The organism is Lentzea terrae, assembly GCF_003265345.1.
GTDB lineage: Bacteria > Actinomycetota > Actinomycetes > Mycobacteriales > Pseudonocardiaceae > Lentzea > Lentzea terrae.
In genome coordinates this window covers 262,880-286,918 of the sequence record NZ_QFWW01000020.1, presented here as the reverse complement: position 1 = coordinate 286,918, position 24,039 = coordinate 262,880, and the positions used below count along the sequence as shown (strand labels likewise).

Here is a 24,039-nt window from a genome sequence, read left to right as displayed (position 1 = left end):
TGAACATGCTGTCGGATCGAGATCGGGTGCTGTGTCTGAGTCCGTTCAGCACCCCCAACCCGGCCCTGGTGGTCGCGGCCGAACGAGCGGGCGGCCTCGGCGTGCTCGACCTCGGGACGCACGCCGCCCGAGACCTGAGCCGCGTCATGGCGCGCCACAAACGCGCCTTCGCGGTACGGCTGCACGGTCCGCTGACGGTCGCGTTGCCTGATGCCGTCGACACTGTCGTCGTTGATCTCGTTCGACATGTCCCGAACCTGGCTGAGCTGGGTGAACGGCGCGTTGTCGCCATGATCACCTCGGTGGCCGAGGCTGTTGCGGCGATCGAGTTCGGGGCCACCGGCTTGATCGCCAAGGGCGCCGAGGCGGGCGGCCGGGTGGGTGGTTCGCCCGCGTTCGTGTTGCTCCAGCAGGTGCTCGCGCTGACCGATCTGCCGGTCTGGGTGGCCGGGTCGATCGGCCCCGACACGGCGGCCGCAGCGGTTGCCGGAGGCGCGCGCGGGGTGGTGCTGGAAGGCCAGTTGGCGCTGGTCGCAGAGGTTCGAAAACACATTTCCGGTGAAATTGTGAACGCGGTCCGCGCGATGGACGGTGCTGACACCGTTGTGAACGACGGGTTGCGCGTACATGTTCGGCAGAACACGCTGGAAATTGGTCAGGAAGGCGCGTTCGCCGAATTCAATCGCGTCTCGTTTGGGACCGTCGGAGGCGTCGTCGGCGCGATTCAGCGGGCCATTCGAGACAATCTCGCACAGGCGGGCGAACACCGCTCGATCCGTGCCGGCGGACCGTTCTGCGACCGCGTTCCCGGCCTGCGCCACCCGATCGCGCAGGGCCCGATGACCCGTGTCAGCGACCAGCCGGCGTTTGCTGCGGCCGTCGCCGAAGGCGGTGCGCTGCCGTTCCTCGCGCTCGCGTTGATGGACGGCCCGGCGGTCCGCGAACTCCTCGAAGCCACCGCGGAAAAGCTCGGCGACCGACCGTGGGGCGTCGGGTTGCTCGGCTTCGCGCCCCCGGAACTCCGCGCCAGGCAACTGGAAGCCGTGCTGGCGGTGCGGCCGAGGTACGCGATCGTCGCGGGTGGCACGCCGACGCAGGCGCGCGAGCTGGAGGACGCGGGCATCGAGGCGTTCCTGCACGTGCCGTCGCCCGCGTTGCTGCGCCGGTTCCTCGACGAAGGCGCGCGCAAGTTCGTCTTCGAGGGCTCGGAGTGCGGCGGGCACACGGGTCCGCGATCCAGCTTCACGTTGTGGCAGCAGCAGATCGACGTCCTGCGCGGCCGCGAGAAGGACGTCGTCGCGCTGTTCGCCGGCGGAATCCACGACGCCCGCTCGGCCGCGATGATCGACGCGATGACCGCGCCACTGGCGGCCCGCGGGGCGGCGATCGGTGTGCTCGTCGGCACGGCATACCTGTTCACCGAGGAAGCCGTCGCGCACGGCGCGATCCGGCCGGTGTTCCAGCAGGTCGCGCTGGAGTGCGAGGACACCGCGCTGCTGGAAACGTCACCGGGCCACGCGGTCCGTTGTGCCCAGACGTCCTATGTGGACACGTTCGAGCAGGCCCGCGCCGAGCTCGAAGACCTGCCGAAGCAGGAGAGCTGGGAGCAGCTGGAACAGCTCAACCTCGGCCGGCTCCGGCTGGCCAGCCGAGGACTGGTCCGCACCGACAGTGGACTGGTCGAGGTCGACGAGGACGAACAGCGCCGCGAAGGCATGTTCATGATCGGCCAGGTCGCCACGCTGCGGTCCGAGCGCACCACGATCGCCCAGCTGCACGAGGACATCGTGTCCGGAGTGCTGCCCGAGACCGGCGCGGACACCGCCGACCAGGAGCCGTTGGACGTCGCGATCGTCGGCATGGCCGCGATCATGCCGGGCGCACGCGATGTCGCCGAGTTCTGGGCGAACGTGCTCAACGGCACGGACTCCGTCACGGAGATCCCGCCGGACCGCTGGTCGCCCGAGCGCTACGACAGCCCGTTCAAGTGGGGCGGGTTCATCCCGCGCACGGCGTTCGACCCGCTCGCGTACGGCATCCCGCCAGCCTCGCTGACCTCGATCGAACCCGCGCAGCTGCTCGCGCTGGAAGTGTCGGCCCGTGCGTTGAAGGACGCCGGCTACGCGACGCGGGTGTTCGACCGCGAGCGCACGTCGGTGATCTTCGGCGCCGAGGCCGGCGCCGACCTCGCGAACGCCTACACGGTCCGCACCGCGTTGCCCGCCTTGGGCATCCGCGGCCTCGACGACCACCTGCCCGCGCTGACCGAGGACTCGTTCCCCGGCGTGCTCGGCAACGTGATCTCCGGCCGGGTCGCGAACCGGCTGGACCTGGGCGGCGCGAACTACACCGTCGACGCGGCCTGCGCGTCCAGCCTTGCCGCGCTCGACGTGGCGTGCAAGGAACTCGTCGGTGGCACCAGCGACATGGTGCTGTGCGGAGCGGTAGACCTGCACAACAGCGCGCACGACTACCAGATGTTCGCCTCCGTCAAGGCGTTGTCCGCCAAGGGACGTTGCGCCACGTTCGACTCGGCGGCCGACGGCATCGCACTCGGCGAGGGCGTGGCGTGCCTGGTCCTCAAGCGGCTCGAAGACGCGGAACGGGACGGCGACCGCGTTTACGCGGTGATCAAGGGCATCGGCGCGTCCAGCGACGGCCGGTCGAGGGGCCTGACCGCGCCGCGTCCGGAAGGTCAGCAGCGGGCACTCAAGCGTGCTTATGCGTCTGCTGGGTTGCCGGTCACGTCGGTCGGACTGGTGGAGGCGCACGGCACCGGAACCGTCGTGGGCGACAAGACCGAGCTGGCCTCGTTGACGAAGATGTTTTCCGGGCTTGAGCCCGGCACCTGCACGATCGGCTCGGTGAAGTCGCAGATCGGGCACACCAAGTGCGCGGCGGGCCTCGCGGGCGTGATCAAGGCGGCGCTGGCCGTGCACACCGGGTTGCGGCCGGGCACGTTGCACGTCAAGCAGCCCAACGCGTTCTGGAACGCGGAGACCAGCCCGTTCACCTTCGGCCACCGCACCTGGGCGTCGAAGCACCGGGTGGCCGGGGTGAGCGCGTTCGGGTTCGGCGGCACCAACTTCCACACGGTGATCACGGGCTACGACGGCGCCGACGAGCCGTGGCACGGCCTGACCGCGTGGCCGGCCGAACTGTTCCTGATCCGCGGCTCGGATCCGGAAGCCGCGCAACGGGAAGCGGCTCGGCTCGCCGCCCTGGTCGACGAGCGCACCCCGTTGCGTTCGCTGGCGGCGGCTTGCGGCAGCGGGACGGTCCAGGCGGCGTTCGTCGTCAGCGATCATGACGGACTGCGCAAGGCCCTCGCGGACGTCGAGGCCTGGCAAGCATCTGACGTCGTGCGGCTGCGCGGGGGAGAGCGACCCCTGGTCGCGTTCCTGTACCCAGGTCAGGGCAGCCAGCGGCCGGGCATGCTGCTCGACCTCGTCACGGCTTTCCCGCGGCTGCAGGACTTCGTGGACGCCCGCTACGAGCGGGTGATGTACCCGCCGGCCGCGCTGACCGCCGAGGACGTCGCCCGGCAACGCGCGGAGATCACCGACACCAGGATGGCCCAGCCGACGCTGGGCATCGCGGGGCTGATGGTCACCGCGTTGCTGGAATCCGTTGGCGTGCGGCCGGATCTGGCCGGCGGTCACAGCTACGGCGAACTCGTCGCGCTGGCCGCTGCCGGTGTCTTCGAGCCCGCTGAGCTGCTCGACCTCAGCGCCGCGCGGGCCGAGGCGATGCTGGCGGCGGTCGGCGACGATCCCGGCACGATGGCCGCGGTGTCCGCGCCGTTGGCCTCCGTGGAGGCACTGCTGCCGCCGGATGTCGTGGTGGCCAACCACAACGCGCCCGATCAGGTCGTGATCTCCGGACCCACCAAGGCTGTCGCCGGCGCAGTCGAGGTACTTCGCAATGCCGGCCTGAGCGTGAAGAGCATTCCGGTCGCGGCCGCGTTCCACAGTCCGTTGATGGCGGGCGCGCGTGACCGGTTCGCGGCAGTTCTGTCGGCCATTTCCATTGGTGAGACGGCTTTCCCGGTGTGGTCGAACGTGACGGCTGAGCCTCATTCCGACGTTCGGGACGGGTTGGCGGCGCAGCTCGCCGGCCGCGTGCGGTTCGTGGACCAGATCGAGTCGATGTACGCGGCAGGCGCGCGGATCTTCGTCGAGGCCGGGCCGGGTGGCGTGCTGACGTCGTTGGTGGGCAAGACCCTCGGCGACCGCCCGCACCAGGCGCTGCGCTGCGACGACCACGTGACGTTCCTGCGCACGCTCGCAGAGCTCGCGGTCGCCGGCGTCGAGGTGGACGCCGCGCCGCTGTTCGAGGACAGGGCCGAACCCGCCACGGTCGTGCCGCCACGGCCGGGCTGGTACGTGGATGGAGGACTCGTGCGGGACGCGAACGGCGACGCACTGCCGGGTGGGCTCAGGCCCGCGACGGAGCTCCCGACGCTGAGGGTCGGAGCCGGGCTGGGGCGCGACGAGATCGTGGAGAAGTTCCTGGACGGCATGCGGGACGCGGTCAGCGCCCAGCGCGACGTCCTGCTGAGCTACCTCGGCAACGCGCCTGCCCCTGCCTCTGCTCCGGCACCGATGCCGGTGATCGAGCAGGTGAAGTCACCGGAACCGCAGACGGAAGACGTGGCCACGGTCGTGTTGCGCACGATCAGTGATCGCACGGGCTACCCGGTGGAGATGCTGCAGCCGACCCTCGATCTCGAAGCTGATCTCTCGATCGACTCGATCAAGCGGACGGAGATCGTCGGCGAGCTCGCGCAGACCCTGGGTGCGTCGGGTTCGATCGACGAACTGGCGCAGCTCAAGACGATCGAAGGGATCGTCGGGTGGTTCGGCGCGGCGCCCATCGCCCCAGCGGGCAAGGACGTGCGGGCGGTTGTGCTCCAGACGATCAGCACGCGCACGGGTTATCCGGTGGAGATGTTGCAGCCGGGGTTGGACCTCGAGGCGGACCTGTCGATCGACTCCATCAAGAGGGCGGAGATCGTCGGCGAGCTGGCCCAGGAGCTGGGCGCGACGGGGTCGGTCGACGAGTTGGCCCAGCTGAAGACCATCGACGGGATCGTGGCCTGGTTCGGCACCACGCCTGCTGAGCCCGCTCAAGCCGTTGCTGCACCTGTTGTGGTGACCGGTGGTCGTCTGGTGCGGTTGGTGCCGCGCGTCGTGCCGTGTGATCCTGCTGAACCAGCCGACCTCACCGGCAAGACCGTCCTGATCATCGACGACAACGGCATCGGCCTCGAACTCGCCGACCTCCTCGAACGCCACACCGCCCGCCCCCGCATCGAACCGGTCTTCCCGGCCGACCTGACCGGCATCGACGTCGTGGTCCGGCTCGGCGCCCGGCTGCCGGAAGCGTTCAGCGAGGTCAAGGCCTGCATGACCAACGGCGTCGCACTGCTGGTCGTCACCACGGGCGGCGGCACGTTCGGCTTCGACCACACCCCGGACGAGCTGCCCGCCGACATCGGCCTGCACGGCCTGATCCGCACAGCGGCCCTGGAGTACCCGGACCTCGTGGTGCGCGCGGTCGACGTCAACACCAAGGAAAGCCACCGGGACATCGCCACGGCGCTGCTCGCGGAGATCGGCCCCGGCCAGGCGGTCGTCGGCTACCAGGCGGGCAGGCGAAACGTCATCGAAGCCGCGCCTGCAGAACTCGAGCAAAAAACCCTCAACCTGGGCGCGGACAGCGTCGTGATCCTGACGGGCGGCGCGCGAGGCATCACCGCGTTGGCCGCGACCGCGCTCGCCGAACGCACCGGCTGCCACATCGAGCTGCTCGGCCGCACCCCGATCGTCCCGGAAGACCACCGCCTCGCCCACGCCACGACCGAGCCCGAACTGGTCAAGGCGCTCTTCGAACTGGGCGAAAAGGAGAACGTGCCGGCCAAGGCGCGCAAAGCACTGGCCGAACGCGAAGTCCGCCAGACCATGGAACGCCTGAGGGCCAAGGCATCCAGCGTGCGCTACCACGAGTGCGACGTCACCGACGCCGAAGCGGTGACCAAGGTGCTCGACGACATCTTGGCCAGGTTCGGCCGGATCGACGGCGTCATCCACGGCGCGGGCGTGCTGGACGACAAGCTGATCGCGGACAAGACGCAGGAGTCGTTCGACCGCGTCTGGGCGACGAAGGTCAACGGCGCCAAGGCGTTCAACGACGGCTTCCTGGTGTTGTTCGGCAGTGTCAGCGGTGTGTTCGGCAACCGCGGCCAGGCCGACTACTCGGCCGCGAACGACGCGCTGGATCGGATGGCCAGGTTCTGGGGCGTGCACCGCAGGGTCGTCGCGGTCGACTGGGGTCCGTGGGCCGGTGCGGGCATGGCCGTCGGGCTCGCCGACGAGTACGCGCGCCGCGGCATCCCGCTGATCGAGCCGCAGCAAGGGGTCGACGCGTTGCTGAACGAGCTCGCCGGTGGCACCGACGTGCAGGTGGTCTACCGATGGGAGGCATAGCGATCGTCGGGATCGGCGCCGTCTTTCCCGGTGCCCCCGATGCCACGACGTTCTGGCGCAACATCGCGGCCGGCGTCGACGCCATCGGGCAGATCCCGGCCGGCCGCTGGGACCCGGCCACCTACTACGACCAGGGCAGCACCGCAGGCGACCGGTTCTACTGCCGCAAGGGCGGGTTCGTCGACGACCTCGCGGAGTTCGACCCGACCAGGTTCGGCATCATGCCGTCCACAGTGGACGGCGCGGAGCCCGACCAGCTGCTCGCCCTCGCCACGGCCGCGGAAGCGATCGCGGACGCGGGCGGCGAAACCGCGCTCCCGGACAGGGACCGCATCGGCGTGATCGTCGGCAGAGGCGGTTATCTCACGCCCGGCTGCGCGCGCCTCGACCAGCGGGTCCGGCTCGCGGACGAAGTGGTGTCCGTGGTGAAAGACCTCTTCCCGAACCTGGCGGGCGCGGAGCTGAAGACCGTTCGCCAGGCCATCCGCGACCGCCTGGGCCCGGAGCAGCCCGAGTCGTCGATCGGACTCGTGCCGAACCTCGCCGCGTCGCGGATCGCCAACCGGTTCGACCTCAAGGGCACGGCTTACACGGTCGACGCGGCCTGCGCGTCCGGGCTGGTCGCCGTCGAGCACGCCGTCAGAGAACTGCAGGAGGGCCGCGCGGACGCCATGCTCGCCGGGGCGGTGCACGTGTGCCACCACCCGACGTTGTGGAGTGTGTTCACGCAGCTCAGGGCGTTGAGCCCGAGCGAGCGCATCCGGCCGTTCGACGCGAAAGCGGACGGCACGCTGCTGTCCGAGGGCGTCGGCATGGTCGTCCTCAAGCGCCTCGAAGACGTCGGCGACGAACGCGTTTACGCGGTCATTCGCGGTATCGGAACGGCCAGCGACGGCCGCGCCACCAGCATGATGACGCCCAACCCCGAAGGCCAGCTCCTGGCAGTGCAGCGGGCCTGGGACAGTGCCGGCCTCGATCCTAAGAACGATGGGCTCGGCCTGATCGAGGCCCACGGCACCGCCACCCCGGCCGGTGACGCCGCGGAACTGGCCACGATGATCAACGCGTTCGGCGCGGACGGCGACGAGATCGGCATCGGCACGGTGAAGTCGATGATCGGCCATGCCATGCCGGCCGCGGGCATGGCCGGGCTGATCAAGGCCGCTCTCGCGTTGCACCACAACACGTTGCCGCCCACCCTCAACGTCGAGCAACCACACGAAGCACTCCAAGGCACTCGATTCACGCCGGTCGCAGAGGCGCGCGAGTGGACCGGCCCGCACCGCGCCGTCGTGAACGCGTTCGGGTTCGGCGGCATCAACGCACACGCCGTGCTCGACGGCCACACGATCGCGAAGCCGCGCAAGGCCGTCATGACCTTCGCCGCCGACACCGCCGAAGAGCTGGCCAAGGCGCTCGAGGAACGGCGAACCTCCAGCGCCGACCGCGCGTTCCGGCTCGCCATCGGCAACCCGGACGAGCGCAAGCTCAAGCTCGCCGAACGCGTGGTCGCCCAGGGCAAGGCGTGGCCGGGCAGGCACGACATCTGGTTCGCCCACGAGCCGTTGCTGACCAGCACCGACCAGGTCGCCTTCCTGTTCCCCGGCTTCGAGCGTGAGTTCGGCGGCGAGGTCGTCGACCACGCCGTGCAGCTGCTGCTGGACGGACGGCGCGAGGCTCGCGAGCTGATGGCGCTCGGCATCACGCCCGGCGCGCTCGCCGGGCACAGCATGGGCGAGTGGACCGCGATGGTCGTCGGCGGGATCTACCCGACGATCGACGAGTTCGTCTCCGCACTCGGGCCCGGCGCGGTCGCGGTCGTCGACATCGCCTACGCCGCACTGGGTTGCGACGCCGCAACCGCGGAGAAGTACCTGACCGACGGTGTGACGCTCAGCCATGACAACTGCCCGCACCAGTCAGTGATCTGCGGACCGATCGAGCAGATCGAGGTGGCGCTGGAACGCCTGAAGGCCAACGGCGTCATGGCGCAGCTCATGCCGTTCCGCACCGGTTTCCACACGCCGGCGCTCGCCCCGTACCTCGGGCGTGCCAAGGAGATGCTCGACCAGCTGCCGGTCCGTGCCTCGGAGATCCCGGTCTGGTCGGCGAACTCCCTCGAACCGATGGACGTCAGTGAGGTCCGCGAGCTGGTGTTGCGGCACCTGGTCGAGCCGGTGCGGTTCCGGCCGTTGTTGGAGCGCCTGCACGAGGCGGGCTTCCGCGCGTTCGTCCAAGTTGGACAGGGCAGTGTGCAGGGTTTCATCTCCGACACGCTGTCGGACCGGCCGCATCTGGCCGTGAACTCCGACATCGCGCCGGAAGCGCTGTGGGCGTTCGGCCTCAAGCGCGGCACGTCCCACAAGGTGAAGCTGCGGCTCGGCACCCCCAAGATCAAGCTCGACGCGATCGGCACCGAGCCGGTGCTGGTGGCCGACGACAGCCCGATGTCGGCCGCGGTCAACAAGCTGCTGGCCCACACCAACGCCGTGGCGCGTGAGGTGATCGGCGCGCTCAGACCGAACGAGGCCGGGTTCACCCGCGAGTTCTCGTTGCGCACCATGCCGGAGCTGGTCGACCACTCGGTGTTCCCGCAGGCGCCCGGCTGGCCGGATCTCGCGGACGGGTTCCCGATCGTGCCCGCCACCGGACTGCTGGAGGTGTTCGCGGACGCGGCGCGCAGGCTGACCGGCGGCACCGTGCACGGGTTCGCCGAGGTCAAGGCCAAGCGCTGGCTCACCGCGCTGCCGGCCACGACCGTGAAGGTCACGGCCCGCGCGGAAGGCTCCGGCCGCGTGGTGGTGAAGGTCGGCGACTACGCCGAGGGCGTTGTCCTGATGGCACCGGTGACCGCGCAGCGTGTGGGCAAGGAACTCGAGGGCGTGCGCGAGGCACCGGTCAAAGCCGACGAGCTGTACCGGGACAACTGGATGTTCCACGGACCGGCGTTCGCGGGTGTCACGAAGATCGACTGCCTGGCGGACAACGGCATCGCCGGCGTGCTGACGCCGTTGCCCGCGCCAGGAGCGTTGTTGGACAGCGCCGGCCAGCTGATCGGCCACTGGATGCAGGTCAGCCTCACCGTCGACCAGACCGTGCTGCCGACCGGCATTGAACAGGTGTCGTTCCACGGCCCGGTGCCGACCGGTGATGTTCACTGCACGGCCTGGATCCGCTCGGTGACCGCCCAGGAGATGGTCGCCGACGCCGAGCTCGTCGTGAACGGTGAGCTGTGGTGCCGGATCACCGGCTGGACCACCCGCCGGTTCACCACGGACGACCGGATCTGGCAGGTGAAACTGCGGCCAGGCACCGAAATGCTGTCCGTGCAGGACGGCGAGTGGTTGCGCGTGCGTGAGAACTGGTCCGACAGCGCGACCCGTGACCTGATCATGCGCCGCTACCTGAACTCCGCCGAGCGACTGCACTACGGCGGGCTGGACGTGCCGGTCCAACGGGACTGGCTGTTGCGCGTGATCGCGGTGAAGGACGCCGTGCGCGCGTGGCTGTGGGACCGCGGCGCCGGACCCGTCTACCCGGCGGAACTGACCGTGGCCGCCGACGGCCGGGTGCGCGGAGCCTTTGCCGTGCCGCAGATCGAAGTTGTTGCTGAAACCGGGTGTGCCGCCGCCCGCGTGCGAACGGAGAAGTGATGGACGAGGTGCTGGAGCAGGTCGCGAAGATGATCACCGAGGTGGTCGGGCCTGACTTCCTGCTGGGCGTGGAGATCACCCGCGACACCACGTTCAGCGACGATCTGGGCCTGGAGTCCATCGAGTTCGTGGCGTTGGCGGACAAGCTGAACGCGCACTACGGCGTCGATCTCGTGGCGTTCCTGGCGGACATGGACATCGACGAGATCATGGCGATGTCCGTCGGCCGTCTCGTCGACCACATCACGGCACGTGTCTGACGTTCACGCCCGAGGGCTGCGCTTTCACGTGCAGCGGCTCGGGCCAGAGGACGCGCCGACCGTGGTGTTCGTGCACGGGCTGGTGATGGACAACCTGTCCAGCTTCTACTACACGCTGGCCGCACCGCTGGCGTCGCGCGGCTTCGGCACGGTGCTGTTCGACCTGCGCGGGCACGGGTTGTCGGAACGGTCACCTTCCGGTTACACGCCAGAGGAAAGCGCGCTCGACCTCGTTGCGGTTTTGGACGAGATCGGCGTCGACGAGCCGGTCTACCTGCTGGGCAACAGCTATGGCGGCGTGGTCGCGATGCACGCGGCGGTGCAGGCTCCCGAACGGGTCGGCGGCGTCGTGCTGGTCGAGTCGGCGTGCGGGGGAGTGGTCGGCGACGCGTGGTTCGAGGACATCACGAACACGCTCACCGTCGCCGCCCTGGGCCTGGAGTTCGACCGCACGCAGGACCAGCTGATGGCCCTCGGTCAGCGCAAGATCGCGCGGCTCGCGGTGAACGCCAACGCGTTGCTCAACGGCACCACGCTGATCGACGACCTCGGTTCGGGCGCGAAGCTCGACCTCACGCAGGTCCAGTGTCCGGTGCTCGGTGTGTACGGCGCCGAGTCGGAGCTGATCGGGGCGGCGGCGGAACTGCAGGAACGCATCCCGTCGTGCCGGCTGCACGTGGTGTCCGGGTTGGGGCACACGGTGTTGCGGGAAGCGACCGCCGAGCTGCTCGACGTGTTGCTGGACTGGTTGCCGTCATGAGCCGGTTCCTGTTCGTGGTGCCGCCGCTGACCGGCCACATCAACCCGACCGCTTCGGTGGGCGGCGAGCTGCTGGCGCGCGGGCACTCCGTCGCCTGGGTCGGGCACCCCGGGACTCTGGCGCCGTTGTTGCCGGACCACGCGGTGATCTTCCCGGCGATCGACGACCTGTTGGAAGCCGACATCCGGGCCAAGCGGGAGCGGTGGCTCGCGTTGCGCGGCATGGCGGTGCTGAAGTTCTTCTGGGAGGAGTTCCTGATTCCTCTTGGCGGCGCGATGGTTCCTGGTGTGTACGACGCCGTTTCGGCGTTCGAACCGGACGTGATCGTCGCGGATCAGCAGGCGCTTGCCGGGCCGTTGGTCGCTCAGCACGCCTATCTGCCGTGGGCGACGTCGGCCAGCACCTCCGCCGAGCTGATCAATCCTTTGCGGACGATGCCGAAGGTCGACGCTTGGGTGCGGGGGCTGTTGCACGACTTCGCGGGCGGGGACATCAGGTTCTCGGACCGGCTGGTGCTGGTGTACAGCTCGAAGGCGTTGGTGGCGGGGGAGTTCGGCGAAGAGGTCGCGTTCGTGGGGCCGGCGTTGACCCATCGGGTTGAGCGCACGAGCTTTCCGTGGAACGAACTAACCGGTCAACGCAGGGTGTTGGTTTCGCTCGGGACGTTGAACGGCCCTGCCGGCGAGCGTTTCCTCAGCCAAGCTTTGGACGCGGTAGCAGATCTTGACCTCCAGGTGGTCATGGTCGCCGAGCCGCGTCCCGCCCCGTCGAACGTCCTGATGCGGCCGTCCGTCCCACAACTCGCGCTCATGCCCCACCTCGACGCGGTCGTCACCCATGGCGGCCACAACACGGTCTGCGAGGCGTTGGCGCACGGATTGCCGCTGGTCGTGGCCCCGATCCGGGACGACCAGCCGACCGTCGCCGCCCAGGTCGTCGCGGCGGGCGCGGGCGTGCGGCTGACCTACTCGCGGACCCGGTCCGCGGATATTCGCAGTGCGCTGGAGTCAGTGCTGGACGAGCCGGAGTACGCGGCCGCCGCCGACCTGGTGCGGAAGTCGTTCTTGGCGGCAGGCGGCGCAGCAGCCGCGGCCGACCGACTGGAGAAGGTGGTGGCCGGGTGATTCTCAGCGTGTTGGTGGTGCTGGTCGTCCTGCTGGACGTGCTGCGCCTGCGTTCCCGCGCGGCCAAGCTGCGAGTGCTCGCCACAGGCGCGGGCGAGCACTCGCTGCTCACCGCCACCGGGGTCCATCCGGAGGGCTCGTGGCAGACCGACGCCGATCTCGTGGACCTCGTGCCGCGCGATCTGCCGACCGTGGCCGCGCTGGACCTGCTGGGCGCGTTCGACCCGGCCAAGTACCGCGACGACAAGTGGGCGCGCGGCATCAGCGCGTCGCAGGCCGTGCTGGTGCGCGAGCAGTTCGTCGAGCAGTTCAACGCCGACGACCCGACCGAGTTCGTCGCGTACGTGCGGCGGGTCAAGGACAACGTGCGGGTGCAGGTCGACATCGCGGTCGCGCCAGGGCTGAAGGCCGGGCCGTACGACCTCGGGTATCGCGCTGCGACGCTCAAGCAGTTCGGGAAGCGGCCGTTGCTGTGGATCGTGGGCTCGGTCATCGGCTACGCGGCCGTCCTGGCAGCTCTCGTCACCGCTTGGCCGTGGGGACTCGTCGCGCTGGCCGCGTACTGGGCGCACCCGATCCTGGTGTTCGCCGGGACCCCGCTCAAGCCGCGTGATCTGTGGGTGCCGCGGCCGCTGCGCACGCCGTACCTGTGGCTGAAGACGGCCGGTGGCAAGAAGTCCACGGCCGAGAAGCGGCAGGCCGAGCACCTCAAGCAGGCGACGCCGTGGTACGAGCAGAACCGCGACAAGAACTTCCACGAGGCGCGGCGGGAGAACTGCCCGTCGTGCGGCAGCACCGATCTGCGCCTGTGGGTGACCGCCACGGATCTGGTGCAGCGCAAGCCCGGCAAGTTCACCATGGACCGTTGTGTCCGATGTGGACACGTCTGGCAGAACCCGCGCCTGACCGAGGAAGGGCTGGGCTTCTACTACCGCGACTTCTACGACGGCCTCGGGGAGACGTCGGCGGAAGCGGTGTTCTCCGGCAAGACGGACCCGTACTACGGCCGAGCGCGCATGGTCGAGCCGTTCACCAAGCCCGAGAGGTGGCTGGACGTCGGTTCCGGGCACGCGCACTTCTGCCTGGGCGCCAAGGAAGTGCTGCCGGCGACGGTGTTCGACGGGCTGGACCAGGGCGCCGCGATCGAGGACGCGGCCAGGCTCGGCCGGATCGAGCAGGCTTATCGGGGCAGCTTCAAGGACTTCGCCGGCGAGCTCAAGGGCCGCTACGACGTGATCAGCATGCACCACTACCTGGAGCACGTGCGGGATCCGTGGGAGGAGCTCGACATCGCGGCGGACGTGCTGCCGGAGGGCGGCTACCTGCTGATCGAGCTGCCGGACCCGGAGTGGCGCCTCGGCCGGCTGTTCGGGCAGTACTGGATGCCGTGGTTCCAGCCGCAGCACCAGCACATGATGCCGATCGGCAACCTGGAGCAGGCGCTGGCCGAACGCGGGCTGACCACCGTGGCCACGGAACGCGCGAAAGCCCATCTGTGCAACGACTTCACGCTCGCGTTGCTGCTGTTCCTCGGCAACATCGCACCCCGCACGCCCGCGCCGTGGCGGCCGGAACGGGTGCGGCTGCGGCGCACGAGGAGCTTCCTGGTGTGGTCGCTGGGCATTCCGGCGTTCTTCGTCGCGATGGCGCTGGACCAGACGGTGAACCGGTTCCTCGCGCATCGCAGCGACCGCGGCAACGCCTACCGCTTGCTGGCCCAGAAGTCGTGACGGACATCGCGGATCGGCCGGAGATCGCGCCGGAGCTCCGGCTGGTGCCGCACGCGTTCCGGCAGACGTTCGGCAGGCCCGCGGCAGGGGTCTGGTACGCGCCGGGCGTGCTGAACCTGCTCGGCGGCGCGGTGAAGGTGCACGCCAAGTGGGGTGCGATCGTGGCGGGAGATCAGCGGGACGACGGCAAGCTCGAACTCGTCTCGGTCAACCGGCCGACTGAACGCGCGTTGCTGCCGTCCGACGACGTTCCCGCGTGGGCGGCCGGACTGGAGGCAACGGGCGGCGCCGCGCTGATGTGCAGCGTCGACCTGCCGCAGGGGAGTGGTCTTTCCGCGGCAGAGGCGTTGAAAACCGCGGTGGAGCTGGCGTTGCGCGACCTCGCGGGTGAGGCGCTCGACGAACCGTCGGCGGAGGTGCTCGACCTGCCCGGCCAACGGTTGCTGGTCGTCGACACGCGGGTGCGCAGGACGGAACCGCAGGTGGAGCGGCCGTTCGTGTGGGACGGCGGCGATCTCGGGGTGGCATTGACGGCGTACCACCGCGTTCAGGACCCGGATCCCGAGCAGGACGCGGTGGTGGTCGCCGCGTTGGCCGCAGGCGCACGGGGTGCGAGCATGCTGGTCGACCCGCCGGGCAGGCCCGCTGTCGTGTTGGTCGACGCGGACCTGGTCCCGGCGGTGAAGAAGGCGATCACGAAGGCGGTGGAGGTTCCTCCGCGCTACCTCACGATCGTCCCTGCACCCTTCAGAACTGCGGCTTTACGGTGAACTCGGCCTGGCGCAGGTCCTTGGAGTTGGGACCCACCAGGAGGAGGAACTCGCCGGGCTCGACCACGCGGCAGCCGTGCTGGTCGACGATCGTGCAGGCGGACACCGGCAGCTCCAGCGAGACCCGCGCGGTCTCGCCGGGCTGCAGATCGACCTGCTTGAACGTCTTCAGCTCCTTGTCCGCCCAGCTCACCGACGTGACGGCGTCGCTCACGTAGACCTGCACGGTCTCGCGGACGGGCCGGCTGCCGGTGTTGGTCAGCGTGATCGACGCCTGGACGGTCTCGTCCGGCCGCAGCACCGCCGTCTCCACGTGCAGGTCGCCGTACTCGACCGTCGTGTACGAGAGGCCCTCGCCGAACGCGAACGCCGGTTCCTGGGTGAGGTCGGCGTAGCGGGATCCGTGCTGGCCGCGGATCTGGTTGTAGTAGGTCGGCTGCTGCCCGGCGTGGGCGGCGAACGAGATCGGCAGGCGTCCGCTGGGCTCGATCAGGCCGTGCAGCAGCTCGGCGATCGCGCGGCCGCCCTGCATGCCGGGGTTGGCCGCCCAGACGAGTGCGGCGGCGTTGCGGGCCGAGTCCGGCAGCACCAGCGGCTTGGAGGCGAGCAGCACGACGATCATCGGCTTGCCGGTCTCGGCGAGCGCGTCCAGCAGTGCGATCTGGCCGCCGATCAGGTCGAGCGTGGCGGTGGAGCGGCCCTCGCCGACCAGTTCGATGCGGTCGCCGACGACGGCCACCACGTAGTCGGCCTCCCGAGCTGCTGCGACTGCCTCGGCGATCAGGTTCGCGTCCGGCGGGCAGGGCTGGACGATGCGCGGACGCGGCTGGCCGTCCGGGAACGTGTCGCCTTCCGGGTCCGGTTCGAGCGTCAGGATGTCGGCGCCGCGAGCGTAGGTGACCTCGTGAGTGGTCAGTTCCCTGAGCCCGTCCAGGACCGTGGTGATCAGGTCGCGCGGCTGGCCGCTCGGGAGCCAGTCGGCCTGGCCGGACGAGCCCGCCCAGTCGCCGAGCTGGGTCTGCGCGTCGTCGGCGAGCGGGCCGACGACGGCGATCCTGCCCTTCTGCAGCGGCAGCACGCCCTCGTTGCGCAGCAGCACCAACGACCGGCGTGCGACCTGGAGGTTCAGCGCCACGTGGTCGTCGTGGTTGATCACGCTCCGCTGGCGTTCGGCGTCGGGCCTGCGCGGGTTCTCGAACAGGCCCAGGTCGAACTTGAGCGTGAGGATCCGACTGACCGCCTGGTCGAGGTCCTTCTCGTCGAGCAGCCCGTCCTCGACCGCCTGCAGCGCGCCCTCGAAGAACTGCGGGGTCGTCATGATCATGTCGTTGCCCGCCCGCACCGCTGCCGCCGCGGCGTGGGCGTAGTCGGGCTGCAGCTTCTGCTCCCAGACCATGCGGCCGACGTTGTCCCAGTCGGTGATCAACGTGCCCTGGTAGCCCCACTCGCCGCGCAGGACCTCGTCCAGCAGCCACGAGTTGACCGTGATCGGCACGCCGTCCGTGGTCTGGTAGCCGAGCATGAACGTCGCGCAGCCCTCCTTCGCGACCCGTTCGAACGGCGGCAGGAACCAGCTCCTGAGCTTGCGCCTCGACAGGTCGGCCTCACTCGCGTCCCGGCCGCCCTGGGTCTCCGAGTAGCCGGCGAAGTGCTTGGCGGTGGCGAGAATCGCGGTGTCGTCGGTGAGCCCGTCGCCCTGGTAGCCGCGCACCATGGCCGCCGCGAGCTCGCCGATCAGCACCGGGTCCTCGCCGAACGTCTCGTCGACGCGTCCCCAGCGCAGGTCGCGCGCGATGCACAGGACCGGCGAGAACGTCCAGTGCACGCCGGTCGCGGCAGCTTCCTCGGCGGTGACCCTGGCGACCTGCTCGACCAGTGCCGGGTCCCAGGTCGCGGCCATGCCCAGCTGCGTCGGGAAGATCGTGGCGCCTTCGTGGAACGAGTGCCCGTGGATGCAGTCCTCGGCGATGAGCAGCGGGATCCGCAGCCGGGTCTGCGCAGTCAGGTCGTGCGCGCGCAGCACCCGTTCCGGCGAGGTGTGCAGGATCGAGCCGACGTGCTTGCGGAGCACGTGATCGTCGAGGTCCTCCCTCGAGTCCAGCTGCATCATCTGCCCGACCTTCTCGGGCAGCGTCATGCGGGCCAGGAGGTCCGCGACCCGCGCCGCGGTGGGCAGCGTGGCGTCGAGGTGGGGCACGTCGTCGCGATCCATGTGGTCTCCGAGAGGGCTCGTGCGGCGGCAGCGTTCGTGGGAGCGCTCTCACAGTTTCTAGCTGAAACCGGTTCCGCGCGAAACCGGTTTCAGGAATTCCGGTACAAACGGATGCGTCGAGGCGGCGGTCAACTAGGCCGAACGCGGCAAAACCGGCTGCCCGTCCGGACAGCCGGTTTCAGTGTGTGGTGTGGGCGTGACGCTTGGTCAGGCGCGAAATTTCGCCGGATTTCCTAGCGCGAGGCCTTGGCCCCGGTCGGCGCGATCGCGAACCGTCCGTCCACGCCGTGCCCGACCGTGTCGCCGGCCTTCTCGTCGTCCACGTACCGGTACACCGGATGGCCCGCGATCGTGACCTGCTCCAACCCGTCCGGCCGCTGGAACGTGGAGAGCAGCTTGGGATCGAGCGCGGGGGCCTCGATCTGGCCGCCCTTGGCCAGCAGCGGCACCCACACCAGCGTGCACTCGGCCTCGACGCACACCGACGACGGCGGGTTCGTGCCGTCCTTCTCGTGGAAGTAGAGCGTGTAGTGGTCGCGGTCGGCGACTACGGGGCCGACCGCGGCCGACTGCTCGACCTGCAGTTTCGCGATGTCTCCCGGCAGCACCGGGGTCGGGCCGGCGGCGGGGCCGGACGCTGCTTCCAGCTCTGCCAGGGAGGCGGTCTCCTCCGGCTCGGCTGAGGCGGAGCAGGCGCCGAGGAACAGGATCAGGGCGAAAACGGCGAAACGACTCACGTCAAGGGACTACGGACGGAGAGCGCGAGCCGGTTCACTTGAAGCGGTAGGACCGCACCACGGTCACCACAGGAAGATCAGCCGGAGGAAGAAGGCGACCAGGAACAACGTCGGGACCAGCAGCAGGACCTTGCCGTACACGGCGAGCATGTGACTGTTGGTCCGCACACCCAGCGCCCGCTTGCGCACGCCGATCTCCTGCAGCGCCACCTGGACCGCGCGGGCCACGTAGAACACGACCGAGCCGTACTTGTTGCGGTCACCGGGAAAGGGCCCGACCGCCTGGACGCGCGGCGTCCAGTCCCGGTCGAACACCACGACGTTGGAGGTCCACTTGCCGGGTGTCACAACGACATCAGCGGGCTTCGGCAGATGCGCGTCCAACCTCGAGGCCAGGTCCGGCCGGTCACCGGGGACCAGCAGCACGAGCTTTCCCGGCGGCTGCGTGGCGCAGGCCTGGTCGACCTCCCACCACACGCCGTCGCCGTCACCGAGCCGCAGCACGATCAGCTGCGAGAGGTCCATCAACCGCAGCACGCCCGTCTGCCAGTCGTCGCCGGGCAGGTAGAACCGCGCCGCGCCGAGGTGCGGCAGCTGCTCGCCCGGCCGGCCCACCGCGACGACGGGACCGAACGCCCCGAGCGCGCCGATGAGGTGTTCCTCGCGCGAGTGGATGCTCAGCAGGCCTGCCGACAACGCGCCGGGCAGCTCGTCGACCACCGCCGCGTCCGGGTCGTCGCCGAAACCGCGCAGGTACAGCACCGGTTTTCGCCAGTCGGACCGCAACGCCTGCGCCGCGCCACGAGCCGACCTGGGGCGTGAGTACCTGAGCACGAAGTACGCGACGGGCAACGCCGCGGCGCCACCGGCGAGGAGCACTCCTCTTGCGGCCCAAGGGAGTTCGTTGGCTCGCGTGGCTGCGACCAGCGCGAGGAAGCCGGACACCAGGAGCGTGTAGCCGATCCCGGTGACGATCAGGAACACCGGGCGCCGCCACCACGGTCGTGGCGGCACGTAATCGTTCACCAGCGCGACGACTTCGGCGTTGGCCGCACAACGCCTGCGCCGCAGGACAAGCGCTCCGGCCAGCAAGATCGTGCCGGCCACCAACCACGGCAGGGCGCGTCCCCAGGACTCGGCGGCCCTGTCGTCGAGCGCCTGCTGGTCCTGCTCGATCTCCGCCGCCACGTCGTCGGTGAACCGGCGGGCGAGGTCGTAGTCGCCGTCCTCGGCGGCATCGGCACCGAGCCACACCGAGGCACTGGCGTCGCTGGTCGACGCCGAGTGGTCGCGGAACCAGCGGGCGATCGCGTCGGCGTCCTCGGCCGAACGGCGGTCGAGGGCCTGGACGAACGCGGCGTGCTGGGCGGGCGCGTCGCGGAAGGCGATGGCCTCCCTCAGATCGATGCCCGCCGAGATGGCCAGAATCAGTGCCACGTAGCCGACGACGGCGGCGGTCGCCGTGACGAGCCGGGTAGTCGTCTGCACGGCCTCACGTTACGGCCGGGTGATCGCCGCCAGCATGAGTTCACGGATCTCGGTCGCGATCTCGTCGACCGCGAGCGGCGGCTCGTGCGCCTGCCACTCCCGCAGCAGCCCGGTGATCGCCCCGACCAGCGCGATCGCGGTCAACCGGTACGACCGCTGCGGCGCCACCCCGACGGCAGCCGCCCGGAGCGCCTCGGACTCGATGAACTCCGCCCACGTGTTCACCCACCGCACGTGCTGTTGCTCAATCTCCGCGTTCACGCCGACCGCCTCCACGTAGTTGAGGCGCGGCGCACGGGGATCAGCGGTCACGGTGCGTACGAAGACGTCCAGCAGCGTCGCGATCCTGGTGGCGACGTCGGCGGTCCCCAGTTCGGTGAGCGCCTCGCGGACCTGGGCGAACGCCGTGGCGTTGATCAGGTCGTGCAGCTCGCGGAGCAGGTCCTCCTTCGAGCCGAACTCCTCGTAGAAGTTCCGCGTGGAGACGCCCGCCTCCGTGCACAGTTCGGTGATCTTGGTGGCGGCGAAGCCCGTGCTGGTGAAGAGGGCCAAACCGGCCTGCAGCAACCGAGCGCGCCGCTCGGCCCTGCGCTGCTCGGGTGACACACCGCCGTAGGCACGGGCCACTGGAGGGGCTCCAATCCGGTAATCGGAGTTGTCAGATTACGTCGGTGCAACCTCGTGTGCACCCCAGGCGTCTAGACCTTTACCTGGACACTCAGCTGCCGGTCGCGCTCTTCTCGAGCGGTGGGCAGCCTCCGGTGGAGTAGCTGGCGTTGTACTCGAAATGCCACTGCTCGTTTTCGTAACGGCGGCACCAGCCGAAGGTGCTGCCGTTTTTCTCGACCCATTTCGCCGATTCGATCGGCTGAATGTCGACGGCCAATCCGATGACGTGCATCGAGCGGTCCGGCGGGTTCAGCACATAACGGGACGCGAGTTCTTCGGTCCCGAACTTCTCCACCGCGTCGTCGAACTCCTTCTGCTGTTGTGCGCGGCTGCGCTTGCCGTCGTTCAGGCAGAGCTGAACGCCCTGCTCAGCGGCCTTGGCACGCAACGACTTCCACGCCTGCAGCACGTCCGGGCGCAGGCCTTCCGGAGCCTCGTCGAGATAGCGGGCGTCGATCGGGCACTTCGGTCCGTCCGGCGGTCCCGGCACTTCCTCGAGAATCGCGAGCGGCTTTCCCGGCTGCCGGTCGAACACGAGCGTCAATCTGCCCAGGTATCCCAGCACCGCGCCGGTGGAAACCACGAGTGTGATGATCAGCAGCACGCCGAACACGACGCGTCTGGAGGTCTTGGACATGATTCGAATAATACGTCCACGCGTGCCGGTGTCTGTCAGCAACCCGTAACAGTCCGTCGGCAGCTGTGTCCCCGCGAACGTGGCGGACGACACATCCATTCGGCCCAACCACGCTTTCGGCGGAGCGCACAAATGTGATCGGTGAACGTTTCCTGGCCCCTTTCGCGGCGCCGAAACATGGTGGCAACATCTCCGGCGGCCGAGAACCGGCCCGTTTTTGTGAGGTCTCAGGAGGACCGCTTTCATGTCCGGCCGCATTCTTGCGATCGTTGCAGTGTTCGTCTCGCTTTTCGCCTTCGCCGGCACCGCGCAGGCCGCCCCAGCCGCGAGTCAGGGGACCGCGCTGGTGCTGACGGTGCAGTACTCCGATGTCGAGGACAACGCCTTCAAGGCGACCGTCCTGACCTGCGAACGAGGTGATCTCCACCCGCGCAGGGCCCTCGCCTGCGCGACGTTGGCGGCCACCGGCGCAGACCTGCAGGCCATGCAGTCCGACAACCGTGCCTGCACGTTCATCTACGCGCCGGTCGAGGTGTCGATGTTCGGCTTCTGGCGAGGTGAGCCCGTGCACGAGGTGCACACCTACCCGAACTCGTGCGTCATGCTGGCGCACACCGGTGCTCTGTTTGATTTCTAGGCACCGGTACTAAATGTGGAGTGGGGCGCGGCAGGGGCGTCCCACTCCACTTTTCTGCGTTTGCGAAATGGTCTACGCCGAACGGCGGCGGGCGTGTCGGACGTGCGAGGGTGTGATCATGGCCGCCACCTCGCGCTCCCCGCTGCTGTCCTGGACGACCATCACCCCCGTGCTCGGCGTGCTGCTGCTCGCCCTGGCCTGGGGGCGTGACCTCGCACCCGTGCTCGTCGCCCTGGTCGCCGTCGTGCTCGCCGCGACCGTGCTCGCCGCCGTGCACCACGCCGAGGTCGTCGCGCTCCGGGTGGGGGAGCCGTTCGGATCACTGGTCCTCGCGGTCGCCGTGACGATCATCGAGGTGGCCCTGATCGTCACGCTGATGGTGTCCGGCGGCTCCGAAGCCTCGTCCCTCGCGCGCGACACCGTGTTCGCCGCGGTCATGATCACCACGAACGGCATCGTCGGCATCGCGTTGTTACTGGGCGCCCTCAAGCACGGCACGACGTTGTTCAACGCCGAGGGCAGCGGCGGCGCGCTGGCCACAGTGATCACGCTCGCCACGCTGACGCTGGTGCTGCCGACGTTCACCACGTCCACGCCCGGCCCCGAGTTCTCCGGCCCGCAGCTGGCGTTCGCCGCGCTCGCCTCCCTGGCCCTGTATGCGCTGTTCGTCTTCACCCAGACCGTCCGGCACCGCGACTTCTTCCTGCCCGTCACCGAAGAAGGCGTGATCGAGACCGAGGAACACGCCGAGGCCCCGTCCGGCAGGGCCGCGCTCACGTCGCTCGGCCTCCTGCTCGTCGCCCTGATCGCGGTGGTGGGCCTCGCGAAGATCGAGTCGCCCGCGATCGAAGCCGGCGTGCGGGCCGCCGGGTTCCCGCAGTCGTTCGTCGGCGTCGTGATCGCACTGCTGGTGCTGCTGCCCGAGACGATCGCCGCCGCACGGGCCGCGTTGCGCGACCGCATCCAGACCAGCCTCAACCTCGGCTACGGCTCGGCGATCGCGAGCATCGGCCTCACGATCCCGACGATCGCGCTCGCCACCGTCTGGTTGGACGGTCCGCTGCTGCTCGGGCTGGGTCCGATGCAGATGGTGCTGCTGCTGTTGACGGTTCTGGTCAGCGTGCTGACCGTCGTGCCGGGACGTGCGACCAGGTTGCAGGGCGGCGTGCACCTGCTGCTGTTGGCGGCGTTCCTGTTCCTCGCCGTGAACCCCTGAACGGTCGCTCAAGGTGTGAATCCATCCAGCCGAAGAGCCTGTTGCGGCGTTACGACGTTCGGTCCTACATTGCGGTAACGTCGGTTACCACAAAGGGGTCCAATGATGCAGCTCCGCGCCGTGCTCGCCGCCGTTCTCCTGTTATCAGCCCTGGTCACACCCGCTGCGGCGGCTGCGCCGGGCGATCTGGTCAGCAGCAGGGAGGTGGCGTGGCATCCGGAGCCGCTGAGGGTGCTGCCGGCTCCGGTGAAGGCCTACGACATCCGCTACCGCTCCACGTCCGCGACGGGCACGAGCAACGTCGTGTCCGGCATGGTCCTGGTGTCGCCGCTGCCGTGGACCAACGGCCCGCGCCCGATCGTCGCCTACGCGATGGGCACGCAGGGCATGGCCGACCGATGCGCGCCGTCGCAGCAGCTGCAAAACGGCACCGAGGTCGAGATCGCGTTCCTCGCGCAGGCCATGTTCAACGGCTGGGCGGTCGCCGTCACCGACTACGAAGGCCTTGGCACGCCAGGAGATCACACCTACGCGGTGGCCCGCTCGGAAGGCCGTGCGCTGCTGGACGTCGCACGGGCGGCGAGCAACATCCCCGGCCTGTCCGCGGCCGCACCGGTCGGCGTTTTCGGGTACTCACAAGGTGGTCAGGCCGCGTCGGCCGCTGCCGAGCAGTGGAAGTCCTACGCGCCTTCGCTGAACGTCGTCGGTGTCGCGGCCGGTGGCGTGCCGGCCGACCTGAACGCGGTCGCGAAGTTCAACGACGGCAACGCCGGTTCGGGCCTGGTCTTCGCTGCGGCGGCCGGATATGCCGCTGCCTATCCCGAACTGCCGTTGGCCTCCGTGCTCAACGCCCGCGGCCAGCAGGTGATCGACCAGATCCGCAACTCGTGCGTCGCCGAGATCGCTTTGGTGGCACCGTTCACGCGGCTCAACTCGCTGACGACGGAGCCGGACGTCATCCAGAACCCGTTGTGGCAGAAGAGGTTGACCGAGAACACGCTCGGCACGGTCAAACCGGCCACGCCCGTGTACCTCTACCACGGCACGCTCGACGAGCTCATTCCGTTCAGCGTCGGGCAGAAGCTGCGCTCGCAGTGGTGCTCGCTCGGCGCGGACGTGCAGTGGACGCCGCTGCCGTTGCTCGGGCACATCGCCGCGGTCAGTGCGTGGGGCTCGAACGCGCTGAACTGGTTGGGCGACCGCTTCGCCGGCAAGGTCACGCGCCCCAACTGCTGATCACGGCGGCAGCGAGAGCGGGGAAGAAGGTCACTCCCGCGAGGGTGGCGTGCACCGCCGTGAGTGGCCTTCTCATCGCGGCCATCATCGATTTGAGGTAGACGTTCTTCTGAGTGGTGGGGTTGCGCTTCTGCCAGCCCCGCACTCGCAGGCGGTCCCCGAAGGCGTTGTGCAGGAAGAGCACCGCGAACCCGAGCCACGCCAGCACGGCCGAGCCGACGGCCATGAAGCCGATCCAGAAAACGAGCCCGACCAGCGCGGTGACGAGGTGGTAGTAGGCGAGGGGTGGCACCGGTCTTCGTGCGTTGAGCAGGCGCAGCAGCATCACCAGTCCGATCACGGTGTTGAGGGTCCACGCGGCCAGGGCGATCGTCGCTGTCATGGATCGACGGTACTACGTTCGTAGTGTCCCGTCACTACGT

The 24,039-nt window shown here is 69.3% G+C and carries 16 protein-coding genes; 10 read left to right on the top strand and 6 right to left on the bottom strand.

The window, feature by feature from the left end:
* Positions 1-5 precede the first annotated feature (5 nt).
* From DI276_RS23220 to DI276_RS23190, 7 genes are read left to right on the top strand one after another with little or no spacing between them, the layout of a single operon-like run.
* Positions 6-6,488 (top strand): type I polyketide synthase, encoded by a 6,483-nt coding sequence (locus DI276_RS23220; RefSeq protein ID WP_112267641.1) that lies wholly within the window; start codon positions 6-8, stop codon positions 6,486-6,488.
* On the top strand, positions 6,476-10,141 hold the full coding sequence (locus DI276_RS23215) for a beta-ketoacyl synthase N-terminal-like domain-containing protein (protein ID WP_112266706.1): 3,666 nt from the start codon (positions 6,476-6,478) through the stop codon (positions 10,139-10,141). The genes DI276_RS23220 and DI276_RS23215 overlap by 13 nt, the downstream gene beginning before the upstream one ends.
* Positions 10,141-10,401, top strand: coding sequence for an acyl carrier protein (locus tag DI276_RS23210; protein ID WP_045315192.1), 261 nt, complete (start codon positions 10,141-10,143; stop codon positions 10,399-10,401). The genes DI276_RS23215 and DI276_RS23210 overlap by 1 nt, the downstream gene beginning before the upstream one ends.
* The gene (locus DI276_RS23205; protein WP_112266704.1) at positions 10,394-11,161 is read left to right on the top strand and encodes an alpha/beta fold hydrolase; all 768 of its coding nucleotides are present in this window, start codon (positions 10,394-10,396) and stop codon (positions 11,159-11,161) included. Before DI276_RS23210 ends, DI276_RS23205 begins: the two co-directional genes overlap by 8 nt.
* Entirely contained in the window at positions 11,158-12,285 is a 1,128-nt protein-coding gene (locus tag DI276_RS23200; protein WP_112266702.1) for a glycosyltransferase, read from the top strand. The genes DI276_RS23205 and DI276_RS23200 overlap by 4 nt, the downstream gene beginning before the upstream one ends.
* On the top strand, positions 12,282-14,015 hold the full coding sequence (locus DI276_RS23195) for a methyltransferase domain-containing protein (RefSeq protein WP_112266700.1): 1,734 nt from the start codon (positions 12,282-12,284) through the stop codon (positions 14,013-14,015). The genes DI276_RS23200 and DI276_RS23195 overlap by 4 nt, the downstream gene beginning before the upstream one ends.
* Positions 14,012-14,785, top strand: a complete 774-nt coding sequence (locus tag DI276_RS23190; protein ID WP_112266698.1) for a hypothetical protein — start codon at positions 14,012-14,014, stop codon at positions 14,783-14,785. The genes DI276_RS23195 and DI276_RS23190 overlap by 4 nt, the downstream gene beginning before the upstream one ends.
* Here the strand turns inward: DI276_RS23190 and DI276_RS23185 are convergent.
* The 5 genes from DI276_RS23185 to DI276_RS23165 form a co-directional block, all read right to left on the bottom strand.
* Positions 14,763-16,997 (bottom strand): exo-beta-d-1,3/1,6-glucosidase, encoded by a 2,235-nt coding sequence (locus DI276_RS23185; protein WP_112266696.1) that lies wholly within the window; start codon positions 16,995-16,997, stop codon positions 14,763-14,765. The two genes, DI276_RS23190 and DI276_RS23185, sit on opposite strands and share 23 nt — an antisense overlap.
* Before the next feature lie 233 nt (positions 16,998-17,230).
* On the bottom strand, positions 17,231-17,734 hold the full coding sequence (locus DI276_RS23180) for a COG4315 family predicted lipoprotein (protein WP_112266694.1): 504 nt from the start codon (positions 17,732-17,734) through the stop codon (positions 17,231-17,233).
* Between the two features lie 63 nt (positions 17,735-17,797).
* Complete coding sequence (locus tag DI276_RS23175; protein WP_112266692.1) at positions 17,798-19,222, bottom strand: transferase; 1,425 nt, start codon at positions 19,220-19,222, stop codon at positions 17,798-17,800.
* 9 nt (positions 19,223-19,231) lie between these two features.
* A complete protein-coding gene (locus DI276_RS23170; RefSeq protein WP_112266690.1) occupies positions 19,232-19,849 on the bottom strand; it encodes a TetR/AcrR family transcriptional regulator in 618 nt (205 codons plus the stop codon).
* A gap of 91 nt (positions 19,850-19,940) precedes the next feature.
* Positions 19,941-20,627: a D-alanyl-D-alanine carboxypeptidase family protein gene (locus DI276_RS23165; protein ID WP_232836853.1), complete on the bottom strand. Its 687-nt coding sequence runs from the start codon at positions 20,625-20,627 to the stop codon at positions 19,941-19,943.
* Between the two features lie 175 nt (positions 20,628-20,802).
* Here DI276_RS23165 and DI276_RS23160 point away from each other — a divergent pair, with 175 nt between their 5' ends.
* The 3 genes from DI276_RS23160 (at position 20,803) to DI276_RS23150 (ending at position 23,617) form a co-directional block, all read left to right on the top strand.
* Complete coding sequence (locus DI276_RS23160; RefSeq protein WP_157984887.1) at positions 20,803-21,165, top strand: SSI family serine proteinase inhibitor; 363 nt, start codon at positions 20,803-20,805, stop codon at positions 21,163-21,165.
* 118 nt (positions 21,166-21,283) lie between these two features.
* A complete protein-coding gene (locus DI276_RS23155) occupies positions 21,284-22,381 on the top strand; it encodes a calcium:proton antiporter (RefSeq protein WP_112267628.1) in 1,098 nt (365 codons plus the stop codon).
* 105 nt (positions 22,382-22,486) lie between these two features.
* Positions 22,487-23,617 (top strand): lipase family protein, encoded by a 1,131-nt coding sequence (locus DI276_RS23150; RefSeq protein WP_112267626.1) that lies wholly within the window; start codon positions 22,487-22,489, stop codon positions 23,615-23,617.
* Here the strand turns inward: DI276_RS23150 and DI276_RS23145 are convergent.
* A complete protein-coding gene (locus DI276_RS23145; RefSeq protein WP_112266686.1) occupies positions 23,598-23,999 on the bottom strand; it encodes a hypothetical protein in 402 nt (133 codons plus the stop codon). The two genes, DI276_RS23150 and DI276_RS23145, sit on opposite strands and share 20 nt — an antisense overlap.
* Between the last annotated feature and the right edge of the window lie 40 nt (positions 24,000-24,039).

Bases quoted from the DNA above. Each gene is read 5' to 3' on its own strand.
- DI276_RS23220 (WP_112267641.1), top strand. From the start codon at position 6: ATGCTGTCGGATCGAGATCGGGTGCTGTGTCTGAGTCCGTTCAGCACC.
- DI276_RS23215 (WP_112266706.1), top strand. From the start codon at position 6,476: ATGGGAGGCATAGCGATCGTCGGGATCGGCGCCGTCTTTCCCGGTGCC.
- DI276_RS23210 (WP_045315192.1), top strand. From the start codon at position 10,141: ATGGACGAGGTGCTGGAGCAGGTCGCGAAGATGATCACCGAGGTGGTC.
- DI276_RS23200 (WP_112266702.1), top strand. From the start codon at position 11,158: ATGAGCCGGTTCCTGTTCGTGGTGCCGCCGCTGACCGGCCACATCAAC.
- DI276_RS23185 (WP_112266696.1), bottom strand. From the start codon at position 16,997: ATGGATCGCGACGACGTGCCCCACCTCGACGCCACGCTGCCCACCGCG.
- DI276_RS23165 (WP_232836853.1), bottom strand. From the start codon at position 20,627: ATGGATGTGTCGTCCGCCACGTTCGCGGGGACACAGCTGCCGACGGAC.
- DI276_RS23155 (WP_112267628.1), top strand. From the start codon at position 21,284: ATGGCCGCCACCTCGCGCTCCCCGCTGCTGTCCTGGACGACCATCACC.
- DI276_RS23150 (WP_112267626.1), top strand. From the start codon at position 22,487: ATGCAGCTCCGCGCCGTGCTCGCCGCCGTTCTCCTGTTATCAGCCCTG.
- DI276_RS23145 (WP_112266686.1), bottom strand. From the start codon at position 23,999: ATGACAGCGACGATCGCCCTGGCCGCGTGGACCCTCAACACCGTGATC.